Source organism: Zhongshania sp., from assembly GCF_041584495.1.
Lineage (GTDB): Bacteria > Pseudomonadota > Gammaproteobacteria > Pseudomonadales > Spongiibacteraceae > Spongiibacter.
Map to the genome: position 1 here is coordinate 1 of NZ_JBFHDY010000097.1, position 14,032 is coordinate 14,032.

Below are 14,032 nucleotides of genomic sequence, written 5' to 3' on the forward strand. Positions count from 1 at the left end.
AGCCTCCGAGCGGTGGACACACCCGGTTCAAAACTGGAATCTGACGCTATCTCAGCTGACCATTCACTTCCCGGAGAGATTGGATGATCATATCAACTTATAGCATCCGTTAGGCTGACACAGAGTTTTGAACACCCTCTACGTCGCATAGTCCTGATCTTCAAAAAATATTGGTTCTCGAGAATGACCTCGCTGAACTATATGAACAGGTACTCCCGGTAAATAATAGCGTGGCTTTCTAGGCATCGTTTCTTCCCTGAAACAACTTTGACCAAATCAGACTAGCAAAGCGTCAATGCGCAGTCATCCCAGCCAATCAAAAAAGAAAAAAGGGCTCTGACCCCTTTAATTCAAGCTTGAACAAATTGCATATAAATCCGTAGATGGAGACTTAATGTCTACGCTGAATTCTGGCTGGCTGCATTTTAAGTGGTAAGCATAAGATGCAATAATTTTCCGTATTTGATCAGGCGAAAACTTCTTAGGCATTCTATCAGATGGCAGAGTCATCCGAATCTGTGTGTAATCTTGATTTATATAAATATTTGAAGCGTTATTATCAAGAAGCGACCAGGTTTGTTGTGGCTTAGTAGTGCAACCAATCATGGATATTGATATAAAAATTAGCAAAGTAATTTTGATCATGCCTCTTCCTTGTGGATACTTGTAACGCTGAAGAAAAAAGGGCTCTGACCCCTATAATTTATGACACCCAAAAAGCCAAGTAACCCCGTAAAGAATGTCTGATAGGTTTCAAACATACATAAAATCTCTTCAATCATCGCAAATGCCTGAAAGCGTAACGCCGTGCTTCAAGCGCGGCCGAGCCGAAGGCGAGGACGTCGCGCTAGAAGCACTTGTTATGACTCACGTATATGCACATTTTTGACGCTCCATACACGCGCGAATTCGTAAAACCTGTCTGTGTTCTTTGTATTAGCACGTCCCAGCTTGTCTTTCTCTGACACAGCATCTCCGATCATTGACCGAGCCTCATCCTGGGCGTCCATATCTATATAGCGATCTGTTTCGGAATCAAAGTGCTTGATGCCGTTCTTCTGCTCCCCAGCAATTTTCTTCCATTCCTTTACTGTCACTTCGGGCCCACCCTGCAGCTTTGCGATTTCGTTGGCGAAGTGAATGGTTTCTTGAATTTGATCTTGCAGCCCTGCCAACCGCACTAGCTTTCCGTAGATTTCTTGTGCGACCCCAGAGAGATTGAGAGCGGCGAAATAGCGGCCTTCAAAGAATTGCTCGATTGCAGCGTCGAGCATCTCGTCCGCAATCTCAGCTTTATCAGTTCGCGCAATAGTCATCGTGAGTTATAACTACTTAGCGTTTATCTGTTGTGCGCAGCACGACATATAAACGTCCGTTGGGCTGAGCCGCTTTGCGGTGGTGGCATCTATTATTGGGGATTGTTTTTAGAACACCTGTATCTACTGTAGCCATTGAAAACCAACCATCCTTAGTCGTCTGATCCATTCCTAGTATTTCCCTATTGTAGCCTGGTGCTGATGTGCAGATTCTAGCCCTATTTAAGCACTTTTCCGGTAAATGTCCACACACCATTCCAGTGGCGTGATGCACTGTGCCAAAGCCAATAAATGCCAACCACCAAGGCTTGACGAAAATCCATTTTGACCTTAAAAAGGCGCTCCTCAATTCTTCTGTAGTCAATCATGGCTTGGATTTCATTCGATATTTTCCGCACCCTTGGCTTTAACGACACTAAGCAGTTAAAACCCGAGCAAATTTTTAAGCACCGCGAGGAGATCAGCGCCGCCGATTGGGTTTTATACCCCGAGTATTGGCAGCTCAACGCCTTGATTTACGGCCTTAAAGCGCGCGTATTCCCCAGCCAAGCCAGTTACCTGCTGGGTCACAATAAAATTGAGATGACTCGCGCCTTTGAGATGGTCGCGCCAGCGAATACGCCCCATACCGAGATTCGGGCCAATACCCCCAGTAACGCGGAGGAATTGTGGGAGCTTATGCTGCATCCCTTTGTTGCCAAGCTTCCCAAGGCGTCTCAGGGCAGTGGCGTTTGGTTGATAAAAAACCGTGCCGAATGGCGCGCGTATTTGGAAAAAACCGATGTTTTGTATGTGCAGGAGTACTTGCCCATAAATCGCGACATCCGTGTGGTTATTATTGGTGATCAGGTAGTGAGCGCTTACTGGCGGCTGCAATCTGACCAAGGATTTTACAATAACGTGGCGAAAGGCGGTGTGATTGAGCAAAGCGCGGTGCCCGCTCAGGCCGTGAATCTGGCCCGGCACTTAGCGCACACGCTGGACATTGACCACGCCGGTTTTGATATTGCCATGGTTGGCGACCACCCCTATGTGTTTGAGTTTAATCGCCTGTTTGGCAATCAAGGCATTGAGGGCGGTGAGCAAAAGATTCGCGAGGCGATTATCGATTATTTACTGCGCAAACAGGAGCCAACGGGGCCGAACTTCCCCAAAGCGCCCGCCAATGGCAGGATGCGTCTGCGCCGCGCGGTGTAACACACTCCCTGCAGAGACGAGCAAATGCTCCTCTCTGCAGGTGTGTGCCGACAGTGTTACCATGAAGGCTTGTTCGTTCTTTGAGGCCTGAATCATGCAAGCAGCTACATCGTCCTTTGCCCGTCGCAGTCACACCCTTGTTATATTGCTCTTGGCCAGCTTGCTGCTGAGCGGCTGCGGTATTAATAATATTCCCCGTTTGGACGAAGAGGCCAAGGCCGCTTGGGCGCAGGTAGAAAACCAGTATCAGCGCCGCGCCGATCTTATTCCCAATTTGGTCGCTACTGTGAAAGGCTTTGCCGCGCAGGAGCAGGAAACCCTCACTGCGGTGGTTGAAGCAAGAGCCAAGGCAACATCGATGCAGGTCGATGCCAGCATTTTAGACAACCCCGAGAAACTTCAGCAGTTTGAAGCAGCCCAGGCCAAGCTCAGCGGCGCGCTAAGCCGCTTGATGATGATTCAGGAGCGCTACCCCGATTTAAAATCCAACCAAAACTTTCTGGCGCTGCAATCTCAGCTGGAAGGCACCGAGAATCGCATTAGCGTTGCCCGTCGCGACTTTATTCTGGCGGTAGGCCGTTACAACACCGAGATTCGCACCTTTCCCGGCAAGATCTGGCACAGCATGATGTATAGCGAGCTAAAAGAGCGCGAAACCTTTAAAGCCACTGCACCCAAGGCGGAAGAAGCGCCCCAGGTTAACTTTTAATGCGCTTATTTCTAACGCCTTTAATACTCGTATGCAGCCTGCTGTTCAGCCTCTCTGCCGTCGGTGCCGAGCCGGAATTCCCCAAGCTTAGCGGCCGCGTGGTGGACAATGCCAAGCTGTTGTCTGCCGCCACTGAGCAAAATCTGAATCAGCAGTTGGCGGCGCAGGAGCAGCGCACTGGCAATCAGATTGTGGTGGTGACCCTGCCCGACTTACAGGGTTATGAGATTAGCGACTACGGTTTTCAGTTGGGCCGTCACTGGGGTATTGGCCAGAAGGACACCAACAATGGCGCCCTGCTCATTATTGCCAAGCAAGAACGCCAGATGCGCATTGAGGTGGGCTATGGCCTTGAAGGCCTGCTTACCGATGCCCGCAGCGCGCAGATTATTCAGCAAATACTGACCCCCGCGTTTAAAGCAGGCGACTTTGACGGCGGCGTGAAAGCGGCGGTTGAGGCCATGGTGCTTATCATCGACGGCAAAACCCCGGCGATTGCCAAAACCCAGGAAACGAAAAAGCAGACTCCGCCAAAACTTGGTGGTCTCTTACTGCTCGCCGTTATCTTTATGATGATGGGAGGCGGTCGCGGCGGCCGTGGATTCTTGGGCGGCGCCCTACTCGGCGCGGCATTGGGCAGTCGCCACGGCGGTGGTTTTGGCGGCGGTGGTTTTGGTGGCGGCGGTGGCGGCGGCTTTGGTGGTGGCGGTGCCTCTGGCGGCTGGTAGCCAAGCCACCTTCATTCTGCCGCTAAGGCCTTGAACCTAGAATCTAATATGGATGTCACTATGTCGCTAATCAATAAACAAGAACAACAGTTACTCACCGAGGCCATACAGCGGGTAGAGGGCCAGACCGACGCGGAGCTGGTCACGGTGCTGGCCCGCCAAGCCGATGACTACCGCTATATTCCGCTGCTCTGGGCGAGCTTGCTAGCGCTGCTGCTACCCGGCGCAGTGAACTACTACCCGGCGTGGCTTAACCCTCATCAGCTAATACTGAGTCAGTGGGCATTATTTATTGGTCTGGCGCTGCTATTTCAAATACCGGCTTTGCAATACCGATTAATTCCCCGCCAAGTGCGTTTTTGGCGAGCCAGCAATTTAGCGCGACGGCAATTTTTGGAGCAAAACCTTCACCACACCAAGGGTGAAACCGGTATGTTAATTTTTGTTTCAGAAGCCGAGCGCTACGTGGAAATTTTGGTTGATCGGGGAATTTCAGCAAAGATACCTGACGCTTATTGGCAGGCCATTGTGAAGCAATTTACCGCGCAAGTGCGCAGTGGCAATACCGCCAAAGGTTTTGTTGAATGTATTGAAGCTTGCGGCGTTGAGTTAAAACGTCAGCTGCCCGCCACCAGCGAAAAAAATGAATTGCCTAATCATTTAGTAATTTTATAATTATTTAATGGTTAATTTCTTCGCGCTCGTTTAAGCACTCGTAGGAACCGGTCGCAAACTCCCTACAGATAAACGGCCGGTTTTCATAAATGGAGCACAGCATGGTGTGACGGTCTAGTGCCGCACACCAGCCATCACTCAGCCGCGCCATCACTTCGCCACCCCATTCATCGCGCTGAATAAAGCGCTCGGGCACACCGGTCTCAGTAATCAGCATCACCTCCAAACGACAACATGACGCTTTGCAGCTTGAGCAGCTCACCGCCGACGGCTTACTCGCATCAGTGACGATAGAGAGTGTTTTATTTATCGCTTTAATAGTAGAACCTATAAAAAATTAGCTAAACAGCTTTGTGTGCAAGTGACTTCTTCACCCCTTGCTCTGCCATGAGAATACCGCCAACCACCAAGCACAGCGCCAGAAAATGATAGGCCTTAAATTCTTCTGACAAAATGACAACCGCCAAGGCTGAACCAAATACCGGCACCAAATTAATGAATAAATTGGCGCGATTACCGCCGATTAGATCCACCCCGCGCATATACAGGGACTGGGCGATAAGTGACGGGAATATCGCAATATACAATACGACGCCAAAGCCACGGGCGTCGGGCATTATTGTGTAACCGGCCATATATTCGTAAGCACTAAAAGGCAGCGATGAGATAAACGCAAAAAATGCTAACACCATAATCATGCTGCGCCAGTGCAGCGGTGGCCGAAAACGCAGAGCAACGGTATAACCGCCATAAAGCAAGGTCGCCAGCAGCATTAGGGCATCGCCGCGATTTAAATCCAAACTTAATAAGCTGCTTAAGTCGCCGTGGGCCACAGTGATTAACACGCCCAACAGGGTCAAACTAAAGCCCAGCATTTGCAGTTTTACCGGCCGCAAACCAAATAAAATAAAATTACCTAAAAATACAATCAGCGGCATGGCCGACTGTTCTATGGTCACGTTAATTGCACTGGTGTAGTTTAATGCCCAATAAAACAGCGCATTGAAGGTGGTAAACCCCAAGGCACCGTACAAAAATAAGCTGAGCCAATGTTGGCGAATCAGCGACCACTCTCGCACGGCGTCTTGCCACGCAAAAGGTACAATAAATACACAGGCAAACAACCAGCGCAACGACGTGAGTAACATTGGCGACACATGGCCAACTGCCAATTTACCGGCAACGGCATTGCCACCCCAAAGCAGGGCAACCACGATTAAAAGGATGAAAGGATTACGGAACAGCGTTTTCATTGTCTGCCAAACTTGCCTTGATTAAGGCGAGCCAGTTTAACAGCAAGATTGTGCAATTACTTTACGCAGCTTATCGCAATGCTCCGCTCAGGTAATATGGTGGGTTCTGAAGTGCTGAACACAGGGGGCTTTCACCCCCTGTGGCATGGTTTTAGCCGAAGTCAGGCATTTGCGGATGCGCAGCGCCGTCTTTTTTGTCGGCGGGCTTGTCGGCAATCATGGCATCGGTAGTGAGCATTAAGCCCGCAATCGACGCCGCGTTTTGCAATGCCGTGCGGGTGACCTTGGTGGGGTCAATAATGCCGAACTCCAACATGTCGCCATAACCACCGTTTTGGGCGTTATAGCCGAAAGCGGCGCTGTCGTTGGCGCGGATCTTGTCTAACACCACACTGGCCTCAACACCGGCGTTGTTGACGATCTGCCGGAAGGGTTCTTCCATCGCCCGCAAGGCGATTTTAACCCCCACCTTCTGATCTTCGTTGACGGCCTTCACGCCCGCCTTGCGCAAGACGTCAGCGACTCTTACTAGGCTAACGCCGCCACCGGGCACAATACCCTCTTCCACCGCTGCACGGGTGGCGTGAAAGGCGTCATCGACAAGGTCCTTCTTCTCCTTCATTTCGACTTCGGTCGCCGCGCCAACCTTGATTACCGCTACACCGCCAGCCAATTTCGCGACGCGCTCTTGGAGTTTCTCACGGTCGTAATCGGAGCTGGAATTTTCGATTTCGGCGCGAATTTGTGCGACGCGCGCGTCGATATCGCCACGCTTGCCATAACCGTCAACCACGGTGGTATTGTCCTTATCAATCACCACCCGCTTAGCGCTGCCCAATTGCTCTAGGCTAACGTGTTCAAGGTCGAGGCCAACCTCCTCTGCGATCACGGTTGCGCCCGTTAAAATGGCGATATCTTGCAGCATCGCCTTGCGACGGTCACCAAAGCCCGGCGCCTTAACGGCCGCCACTTTGAGAATACCGCGCAAGTTGTTGACCACGAGGGTCGCAAGTGCCTCGCCCTCGATATCCTCGGCAATCAGCAGAAGCGGACGGCCCGCCTTCGACACGGCTTCGAGGATGGGCAGCAGCTCGCGAATATTGCTGATTTTCTTATCTACCAACAACAAATAGGGGTTGTCGAGTTCGACCTGCATTTTCTCTTGGTTGGTGATGAAATAAGGCGAGAGGTAGCCGCGGTCAAATTGCATGCCCTCAACCACTTCGAGTTCGTTTTGGAGTGACTTGCCTTCCTCAACAGTTACCACACCGTCGCGACCCACTTTGTCCATGGCCTGAGCAAGGATTTCACCAATATCGGTATTCCAGTTTGCCGATACCGTGGCAACTTGGCCAATGGCTTTGTTGTCATTGCAGGGCTTAGACATTTTGCTGAGTTCGCTAGTGGCGTCGACCACGGCAGCGTCAATGCCGCGTTTTAAATCCATAGGGTTCATACCGGCGGCAATGGCTTTGTGCCCCTCCCGCAGGATCGCTTGCGCAAGTACGGTGGCCGTCGTTGTGCCGTCACCTGCAACATCGGCGGTTTTCGACGCGACTTCCTTCACCATTTGCGCGCCCATGTTTTCAAACTTGTCTTGCAGTTCAATTTCTTTCGCGACTGAAACGCCATCTTTAGTGATCCGCGGTGCGCCAAAACTCTTGTCGAGTACAACGTTGCGGCCTTTGGGACCGAGGGTGACTTTTACCGCATCGGCGAGAATATTCACGCCATCCAACATGCGCTCACGGGCATCGTCTGAGAATTTAACGACTTTCGCACTCATGCTGCTTTCTCCTGTATTTCTGCTTGTTCTACAACGGCAAAGATTTCATTTTCTTTGATAATCAGGTAGGTCTCACCGTCAATTTTTACCTCGTTTCCGGCGTACTGACCAAACAGTATCCGGTCGCCAACCTCGACCGCCAACGGCCGTTGCTGGCCATTCTCCAATAAGGCCCCGGCCCCTACTGCAACCACTTCGCCCTGGGTGGGCTTTTCTGCTGACTTATCTGGAATAACAATACCGCCTTTGCTCTTAGTTTCAGCGGCAAGCCGTTTTACGAGTACCCGATCATAAAGAGGCTTGATACTCATGAGTTAGTCCTCCAACAAAAAATGACAAGCGTATTTTCTATTTCCCAATAGGGAGTGAAGAAAGGGGCTATTGATTGGCCACTCCTTCTGATTTTCAAAATGGGATCCCAACTGAATTTTTCAAGTACTTTTTTTATATCTTTTTTTTCTAAAATAAGCGGTTTTTTATAATTGGTTTTTTTGCTTATATAGCTAGAGAAAGGTGTAGCGGATGTGGAGACAAGCATGGCAAACGGCCCAAGCCTATCCCTAAATCACAAACTGGCAGGCTATTTTCACCTTAGACTACAGGAGCTTAGCCGACGGCAGTCGCCCCCCCCACAAGATGACACGCTCTGGTATATAGGCGATATGTTGGCGCGCTTTGGTAACAGCGACCAGTTATTTAGCTACGAAGACGGCCGCATTGATATACGTCCCCTCGCCTTACTTTATAAAGATGCCCATGAGGCTAGTAATGTTCGCGAGCGCGGCCTAATTCTTCGCCAACTCGGCGATATGGCGCTGTTTATGGGCGCCCTCTTTCCAGAAAACTACCAGCGCCGAGGACTAAAGAAAGACTATTTTGTGGGCATGGGGGGCGGCGCGTATAGCTATCTTTCTGAAACAGAATTGCAACATCGCCACATCTTTACGGAGCTAGCAACACGCTTTACACGAATACTTGAGTTGATTGCACAAGCCTGTGAAAAGCAGACCGCTTTTGATGACGGCGACGTACTAACGCTTTATCAGCGCTGGCAAAAACATCGGGAGCCCAGAGTTGCGGCGCAGTTGCGCGCCTTGGGCATTGGGATTTCCGACACGAATTTTTTACATTAACGCGGCTTTGTGCGCTCAACATACCCGTCGCGTCGCCTAGCCTGTCGCTCAGCCTTCTATATGTAAGGCCTCGTCATCACGCCAGCGTACCGAGCCTGATGGCCGGTTTAGCCAGCGTGACACTTTAATGGGTTCAATACCGATATGCATTCTGACGGCTTGACGGTGTAAGTCACTTTCTTCGATTGTTCGCCACCCCGCAACCGCAGGTAATCATGCCACGTTGGGCAACTAAAGCCCTCTAACCAGCGCTCTGGATCGGCAATATCGCGAGATATCGACCAGCCGTTAGCACCGTTACGAGAGCGCACTTGCTGTTGTTGACGCATCACATTGTAAAAATCACGCGCCTTTTCTTCCGGTATACGATATTGCAGCTCGATACTAATCGGGCCACTGCGGCCACTAATTCCCAATGTGACATCTGGGTCAGATGCAAGTTGCTCGTCTAGCTCGGTGGATTCGCTGCGGTCGGCTACCGGCAAAAAAACCCCAAAGGGACAAAACTAAGCCTGCCGCAGCGCCCTCTAAGGCCAGTACAAGGCCGTAATCTCTGGCGACAACGCCCCACAGCCACACCTAAGGTAAACGATGCGCTGCAAGAGGCGATAGCCCGACCCGTTACCCAGCGGGGTACCAGCAATTGCACTAAAACACTAATTGCGGTGGTGCTCATCATCCACCCCATGCCAGCAAGCAAGCAAGCAATAAGTATATACGCGGCCCATCGCTCGGCGTACAGGCTGCATATTCAAGACGTAGCGCAACCCAGAATTAATTGATCGCAGCAAGCGCTCTGGCGGTAGCCGTGAAACTTCTGGTTCGCGCTTCCAGCGTCGCAGTGATTCCAGCATGGGCATAAATGAGATCGCATTAACTGCGAACGCCGCTGTTGCGCCAAAGGCAAGCACGATTAATCCACCAATGGCCGGCCCTAAGCTACGTGCTAAGTTAAAACTTATATTATTCAGTGCCACTGCCTGAGAGAGCAGTCCCTTAGGTACTTGCTCGGCGTTCGACACAGTAAATATACTCGAATCACACGATTTAATCGCGCTGGCCGGCCCGCTATTTTCCCTCAACGATTTTCGCCCGACACTGACCAATCCAGCCGGAAGTTTAAACTACATACTCAATGGCGGTATTATCGTGTCGTCCGGTGTAAGTGCCGTACCGCCGCTGCCCATTATTTCTCAGCCTTTAGATATATCGGGCCTTGGACTGCCGGAGATTAGCGGTGCTTTGCCCGCTAACACTTTGCCGCTTGAGCTAATCAGCCCAAGTAGCGGTATAGATCAAGTACTCGGCCTTCGATCGCAATTTACCGTTCGTATTCCAACACTTTGAGCCCAACTAAATAGTAATTGGTCTTGTTTTGATTTTATACTTATTCTACGGTCACCGATTTGGCCAAATTGCGTGGCTGATCGACATCTGTGCCTTTTAAAATAGCAACGTGGTAAGAAAGCAGTTGTAAGGGAATTGTGTAAAGAATTGGTGCAATTACATCACTGACGTGGGGCAGTTCTATGATGTTCATGCCTTTTGCTGCAGTAAATCCGGCCGCTTTATCACAGAACACAAAAAGCTGCCCGCCTCGCGCCTGAACCTCTTCGATATTTGATTTTAATTTTTCTAATAGCACGTCGTTGGGTGCAACGGCAATGACCGGCATATCGGCATCGACCAGCGCCAGCGGGCCGTGCTTTAACTCACCTGCCGGATAACTTTCGGCGTGAATATATGAGATTTCTTTAAGCTTTAATGCGCCTTCCATCGCCACCGGCCACTGAGCACCGCGCCCTAAGAACAAGGCATGGTTTTTGTCGGCAAAGGCATTAGACATTTTCTGAATTTTTAAATTTAAAGCTAGCGTTTCTGTAAGTAAATCTGGCAATTGATGTAGCGCGCTAACGATTTCATTTTCTTCATTTTCGGTCATATCATGATGACGTCCGAGTGCAACCGTTAGAAACAGCAGTGCCACTAATTGCGTGGTAAAAGCTTTGGTCGAGGCAACGCCAATCTCTGGGCCAGCCTCGGTCATGAGATACAAATCTGACTCTCTAACGAGTGAACTCTGCGCCACATTGCACACCGTTAGTGACGCTGAGTAGCCAAGGGTTTTGGCTAATCGCAACGCCGCTAAGGTATCGGCGGTTTCGCCAGACTGAGAGATGGTAACCAATAAGGTATTTTCTTGTACTTTAAATTTCCGGTAGCGAAATTCGCTGGCAACCTCAACTCGGCAAGGCACGCCTGCCAGACCTTCGATCCAGTATTTAGCTACCATACCCGCGTGGTAACTGGTGCCGCAGGCAACGATTTGAATTGATGAAACGGTTTTGAGTATCTCTTCGGCGCGCGCGCCCATGGCCTCGGCCAGTATTTTTTTGGCGCCTAATCTGGCCAATAAGGAACGTCGAATTACTGCGGGTTGTTCGTAGATTTCTTTGAGCATGTAATGGCGGTAAATGCCCTTGTCGGTCGATTCTGCGGCGGTATCTATTTGGGTAATGTCACGAGATACTAAGTTAAAATCACTGTCGCGAATAATATATTTATCTGTGTATATTTCAGCAATATCGTCTTCTTCCAGGTACACAAAACGATCAGTAACCTGACGTAGTGCAAGCTGATCTGAGGCAATAAAGTTTTCACCGATACCCATACCAATAACTAAAGGACTGCCCTTGCGGGCACAGATAAGGCGGTGAGGCTCCTTGGCGTGAATAACGGCCAAACCGTAGGCACCGTCTAGCTCTGGAATGGTATCGCGCAGCGCTGTTAATAGATCACCACTTTGTTGGTAGTGGTAATGCATTAAATGCACGACGGTTTCGGTGTCGGTTTGTGAGACAAACACATAGCCGAGTTTGGCTAAGCGCTCCCGCAGTTCAGCGTGATTTTCAATAATGCCGTTATGCACTAAAGCGATGTCACCGGAGCAATGGGGATGAGCATTTACTTCCGATGGTTGGCCATGCGTGGCCCACCGAGTATGAGCAATACCGAGGTGGCCTAGCAACGGCGCGCTATCGAGTGCGTCTGCCAAGGTTTGAACTTTACCCACTTCTTTACGGCTATCTAGTTCTGCTGCGGTGGTAATGACAGCCATACCCGCTGAGTCGTAACCTCGGTATTCAAGACGCCTTAGGCCCTCGAGCAAGATTCCCGGAACCTCACGTTGCGCGACCGCGCCGACTATGCCACACATACTTTGGTTTCCTTATTTAATCGCGGGCTAATTTCTTCGGCCGCTGCCAACCGCTTATATTACGTTGTTTACTGCGCGCTACGGCCAATTCGCCGTCGGCAATATTGCCAGTGATAACCGAGCCAGCGCCAATCGTTGCAGCTTTGCCAACGCTAACGGGGGCAACCAGCGCGGTATTAGAGCCGACAAATACCTCGTCAGCCAAGTTGGTCTGGTATTTATTTACACCGTCGTAATTGCAGGTGATGGTGCCGGCACCCACATTAACATCGCGGCCAATCTCGGCGTCGCCAATATAACTAAGATGGCTTACTTTACTGCCAATGCCAATATTGGCCTTTTTGGTTTCCACAAAATTACCGATTTTCACCTCTGCCGCCAATATTGTGCCCGGCCGCAGGCGAGCAAAGGGGCCGACGCTACAATCTGCACCTACAACGGCACCCTCGAGTACACAGTTTGCTTTGATCTCTGCATTACTGGCTATTTTGGTATCGCGAATATGGCAGTTAGGCCCAATACGGACGCGATCACCAAGAATTATTTCGCCTTCAAAGACACAATTAATATCGATGTAAACGTCATTGCCTGTTGTTAAGCTTCCTCGCACGTCGATGCGACTGGCATCAGCTAGGCTGGCACCGGCAAGCATGAGTTTATCGGCATAACAGCGCTGGTAAAAACGCTCTAACTCTTCGAGCTGAATACGGTTATTCGCGCCCTGAACTTCCATGGGTTCGGTCGCTTGGCAAACATTTATTACCACGCCATCGGTGACCGCCATCGCTATAATATCAGTGAGGTAGTATTCGCCTTGGGCATTGGTGTCGCTGAGCTTAGGCAACCAGCGTTTTAGCGCAGTGGCAGAAACACACATAATGCCGGTGTTTACTTCCCGGATTTTGAGCTGATCGGCGCTCGCGTCTTTTTCCTCAACTATCGCAGTTACGCCATCGGCGCTATTGCGAATGATACGACCGTAGCCACTGGGGTCCCCTAATTCAACGGTAAGCAATGTAATTTGCTCTGCACTGGCCTTGCAGGCGCTAGCGGCAATTAATTTTTGGATGGTTTCTGGCGTTGTTAAGGGTACGTCGCCGTAAAGGATAAGGACTTGGGCGTTGTCACTTACTGCTGGCAGCGCTTGCGCGACGGCATGCCCGGTGCCTTTTTGTTCACTTTGCAGTGCCCACGCTATAGCGGGTTCAGGAATACTGTGTTTTACCTGATCTGCGCCGTGGCCAATTACCACATGGGTTTTATCACTTGCGACGGCAGCGGCTAAGTCAATAACATGGGAAAGCATGCTTTTGCCCGCGATAGGATGCAATACTTTAGGAAGAGTTGACCGCATCCGGCTACCTTGACCAGCAGCCAATATAACCACTTCTAATGTCATTACTATGCCCTTATTCCAGCGCTGTATTTAGTTACGGTTTAATTGTAACGGGAAATAATAGCGGATACGAAAAAGGGCGACCGGAGTCGCCCTTTTTCTTAAGACAATAATCTTGCCTTATTTGCTCAGTGATTTCCGAATTTGCTGCAATGTCCGAAGCTGAGCGCTTGCTGCCGCTAATTGCGCTGCTGCTCTTGAGTAGTCGATGTCACCACTCTGATTCAGCATCGCTTGCTGAGCGTGTTTCTGTGCTTCCATTGCCGCAGCCTCGTCGAGATCGCCAGCGCGGATAGCGGTGTCAGCCAGAATACTCACCACATTGGGCTGTACTTCTAGAAAACCACCAGAAACGTAAAAAATCAGCTCGTCGCCGTTGTCCTGCACGATACGTACTGGGCCGGGCTCAAGCGATGTCAGCAACGGCGCGTGACCATAAGTCACACCCAAGTCACCCTGGGTACCGTTTGCAACGATCAGCTTAGCGCGACCAGAAAACAACTCTGCTTCAGCACTAACGATGTCACAATGAATAGTCATAGCCATATTTTAGCCTCTCAGGCGTAAAGCTCGCTTGCGCGAGCTTACAGTTTAGCCGCTTTCTCGATTGCTTCTTCGATGG

At 50.4% G+C, this 14,032-nt stretch carries 18 protein-coding genes; 6 read left to right on the forward strand and 12 right to left on the reverse strand.

What is annotated here, in order from left to right:
- Window positions 1-860: 860 nt before the first annotated feature.
- Together ABYP33_RS13940 and ABYP33_RS13945 are read right to left on the reverse strand one after the other, a co-directional pair.
- Window positions 861-1,316 (reverse strand): hypothetical protein, encoded by a 456-nt coding sequence (locus ABYP33_RS13940; RefSeq protein ID WP_373091706.1) that lies wholly within the window; start codon window positions 1,314-1,316, stop codon window positions 861-863.
- Window positions 1,317-1,534: 218 nt separating this feature from the next.
- Window positions 1,535-1,684 carry a hypothetical protein gene (locus ABYP33_RS13945; protein WP_373091707.1) on the reverse strand — a complete coding sequence of 50 codons (150 nt, stop codon included), beginning with the start codon at window positions 1,682-1,684 and terminating at the stop codon, window positions 1,535-1,537.
- Here ABYP33_RS13945 and ABYP33_RS13950 point away from each other — a divergent pair.
- The 4 genes from ABYP33_RS13950 (at window position 1,683) to ABYP33_RS13965 (ending at window position 4,625) form a co-directional block, all read left to right on the forward strand.
- Window positions 1,683-2,513 carry a RimK family alpha-L-glutamate ligase gene (locus tag ABYP33_RS13950; RefSeq protein WP_373091708.1) on the forward strand — a complete coding sequence of 277 codons (831 nt, stop codon included), beginning with the start codon at window positions 1,683-1,685 and terminating at the stop codon, window positions 2,511-2,513. The genes ABYP33_RS13945 and ABYP33_RS13950 overlap by 2 nt on opposite strands.
- A gap of 94 nt (window positions 2,514-2,607) precedes the next feature.
- Window positions 2,608-3,222 carry a LemA family protein gene (locus ABYP33_RS13955; RefSeq protein ID WP_373091709.1) on the forward strand — a complete coding sequence of 205 codons (615 nt, stop codon included), beginning with the start codon at window positions 2,608-2,610 and terminating at the stop codon, window positions 3,220-3,222.
- On the forward strand, window positions 3,222-3,950 hold the full coding sequence (locus ABYP33_RS13960; RefSeq protein WP_373091710.1) for a YgcG family protein: 729 nt from the start codon (window positions 3,222-3,224) through the stop codon (window positions 3,948-3,950). The genes ABYP33_RS13955 and ABYP33_RS13960 overlap by 1 nt, the downstream gene beginning before the upstream one ends.
- A 60-nt stretch (window positions 3,951-4,010) precedes the next feature.
- A complete protein-coding gene (locus tag ABYP33_RS13965) occupies window positions 4,011-4,625 on the forward strand; it encodes a TPM domain-containing protein (RefSeq protein ID WP_373091712.1) in 615 nt (204 codons plus the stop codon).
- Between the two features lie 4 nt (window positions 4,626-4,629).
- On the opposite strand, the gene ABYP33_RS13970 is transcribed toward ABYP33_RS13965, so the two are convergent.
- The 4 genes from ABYP33_RS13970 to ABYP33_RS13985 form a co-directional block, all read right to left on the reverse strand.
- On the reverse strand, window positions 4,630-4,887 hold the full coding sequence (locus ABYP33_RS13970; protein WP_373091713.1) for a YkgJ family cysteine cluster protein: 258 nt from the start codon (window positions 4,885-4,887) through the stop codon (window positions 4,630-4,632).
- 79 nt (window positions 4,888-4,966) lie between these two features.
- Window positions 4,967-5,878: a DMT family transporter gene (locus tag ABYP33_RS13975; RefSeq protein ID WP_373091714.1), complete on the reverse strand. Its 912-nt coding sequence runs from the start codon at window positions 5,876-5,878 to the stop codon at window positions 4,967-4,969.
- A gap of 151 nt (window positions 5,879-6,029) precedes the next feature.
- Window positions 6,030-7,664 carry a chaperonin GroEL gene (gene groL, locus ABYP33_RS13980; RefSeq protein WP_373091715.1) on the reverse strand — a complete coding sequence of 545 codons (1,635 nt, stop codon included), beginning with the start codon at window positions 7,662-7,664 and terminating at the stop codon, window positions 6,030-6,032.
- Entirely contained in the window at window positions 7,661-7,975 is a 315-nt protein-coding gene (locus ABYP33_RS13985) for a co-chaperone GroES (RefSeq protein ID WP_373091716.1), read from the reverse strand. The genes groL and ABYP33_RS13985 overlap by 4 nt, the downstream gene beginning before the upstream one ends.
- A 225-nt stretch (window positions 7,976-8,200) precedes the next feature.
- On the opposite strand from ABYP33_RS13985, the gene ABYP33_RS13990 reads away from it, so the two are divergent.
- The gene (locus ABYP33_RS13990) at window positions 8,201-8,797 is read left to right on the forward strand and encodes a hypothetical protein (RefSeq protein WP_373091719.1); all 597 of its coding nucleotides are present in this window, start codon (window positions 8,201-8,203) and stop codon (window positions 8,795-8,797) included.
- A gap of 107 nt (window positions 8,798-8,904) precedes the next feature.
- Here the strand turns inward: ABYP33_RS13990 and ABYP33_RS13995 are convergent, their stop codons facing one another.
- From ABYP33_RS13995 to ABYP33_RS14005, 3 genes are read right to left on the reverse strand one after another with little or no spacing between them, the layout of a single operon-like run.
- Entirely contained in the window at window positions 8,905-9,282 is a 378-nt protein-coding gene (locus ABYP33_RS13995) for an MFS transporter (protein ID WP_373091721.1), read from the reverse strand.
- Complete coding sequence (locus ABYP33_RS14000) at window positions 9,273-9,485, reverse strand: hypothetical protein (protein ID WP_373091722.1); 213 nt, start codon at window positions 9,483-9,485, stop codon at window positions 9,273-9,275. Before ABYP33_RS14000 ends, ABYP33_RS13995 begins: the two co-directional genes overlap by 10 nt.
- Window positions 9,454-9,819 (reverse strand): MFS transporter, encoded by a 366-nt coding sequence (locus ABYP33_RS14005; protein WP_373091724.1) that lies wholly within the window; start codon window positions 9,817-9,819, stop codon window positions 9,454-9,456. The genes ABYP33_RS14000 and ABYP33_RS14005 overlap by 32 nt, the downstream gene beginning before the upstream one ends.
- Window positions 9,820-9,946: 127 nt before the next feature.
- On the opposite strand from ABYP33_RS14005, the gene ABYP33_RS14010 reads away from it, so the two are divergent.
- The gene (locus tag ABYP33_RS14010) at window positions 9,947-10,144 is read left to right on the forward strand and encodes a hypothetical protein (protein ID WP_373091725.1); all 198 of its coding nucleotides are present in this window, start codon (window positions 9,947-9,949) and stop codon (window positions 10,142-10,144) included.
- 40 nt (window positions 10,145-10,184) lie between these two features.
- Here ABYP33_RS14010 and glmS read toward each other — a convergent pair whose 3' ends face one another.
- The 3 genes from glmS to ABYP33_RS14025 form a co-directional block, all read right to left on the reverse strand.
- On the reverse strand, window positions 10,185-12,014 hold the full coding sequence (gene glmS, locus ABYP33_RS14015; protein WP_373091726.1) for a glutamine--fructose-6-phosphate transaminase (isomerizing): 1,830 nt from the start codon (window positions 12,012-12,014) through the stop codon (window positions 10,185-10,187).
- 16 nt (window positions 12,015-12,030) lie between these two features.
- A complete protein-coding gene (gene glmU, locus ABYP33_RS14020; RefSeq protein ID WP_373091728.1) occupies window positions 12,031-13,413 on the reverse strand; it encodes a bifunctional UDP-N-acetylglucosamine diphosphorylase/glucosamine-1-phosphate N-acetyltransferase GlmU in 1,383 nt (460 codons plus the stop codon).
- Window positions 13,414-13,530: 117 nt separating this feature from the next.
- Window positions 13,531-13,956 carry a F0F1 ATP synthase subunit epsilon gene (locus ABYP33_RS14025; RefSeq protein ID WP_373091730.1) on the reverse strand — a complete coding sequence of 142 codons (426 nt, stop codon included), beginning with the start codon at window positions 13,954-13,956 and terminating at the stop codon, window positions 13,531-13,533.
- Window positions 13,957-14,032: the final 76 nt, after the last annotated feature.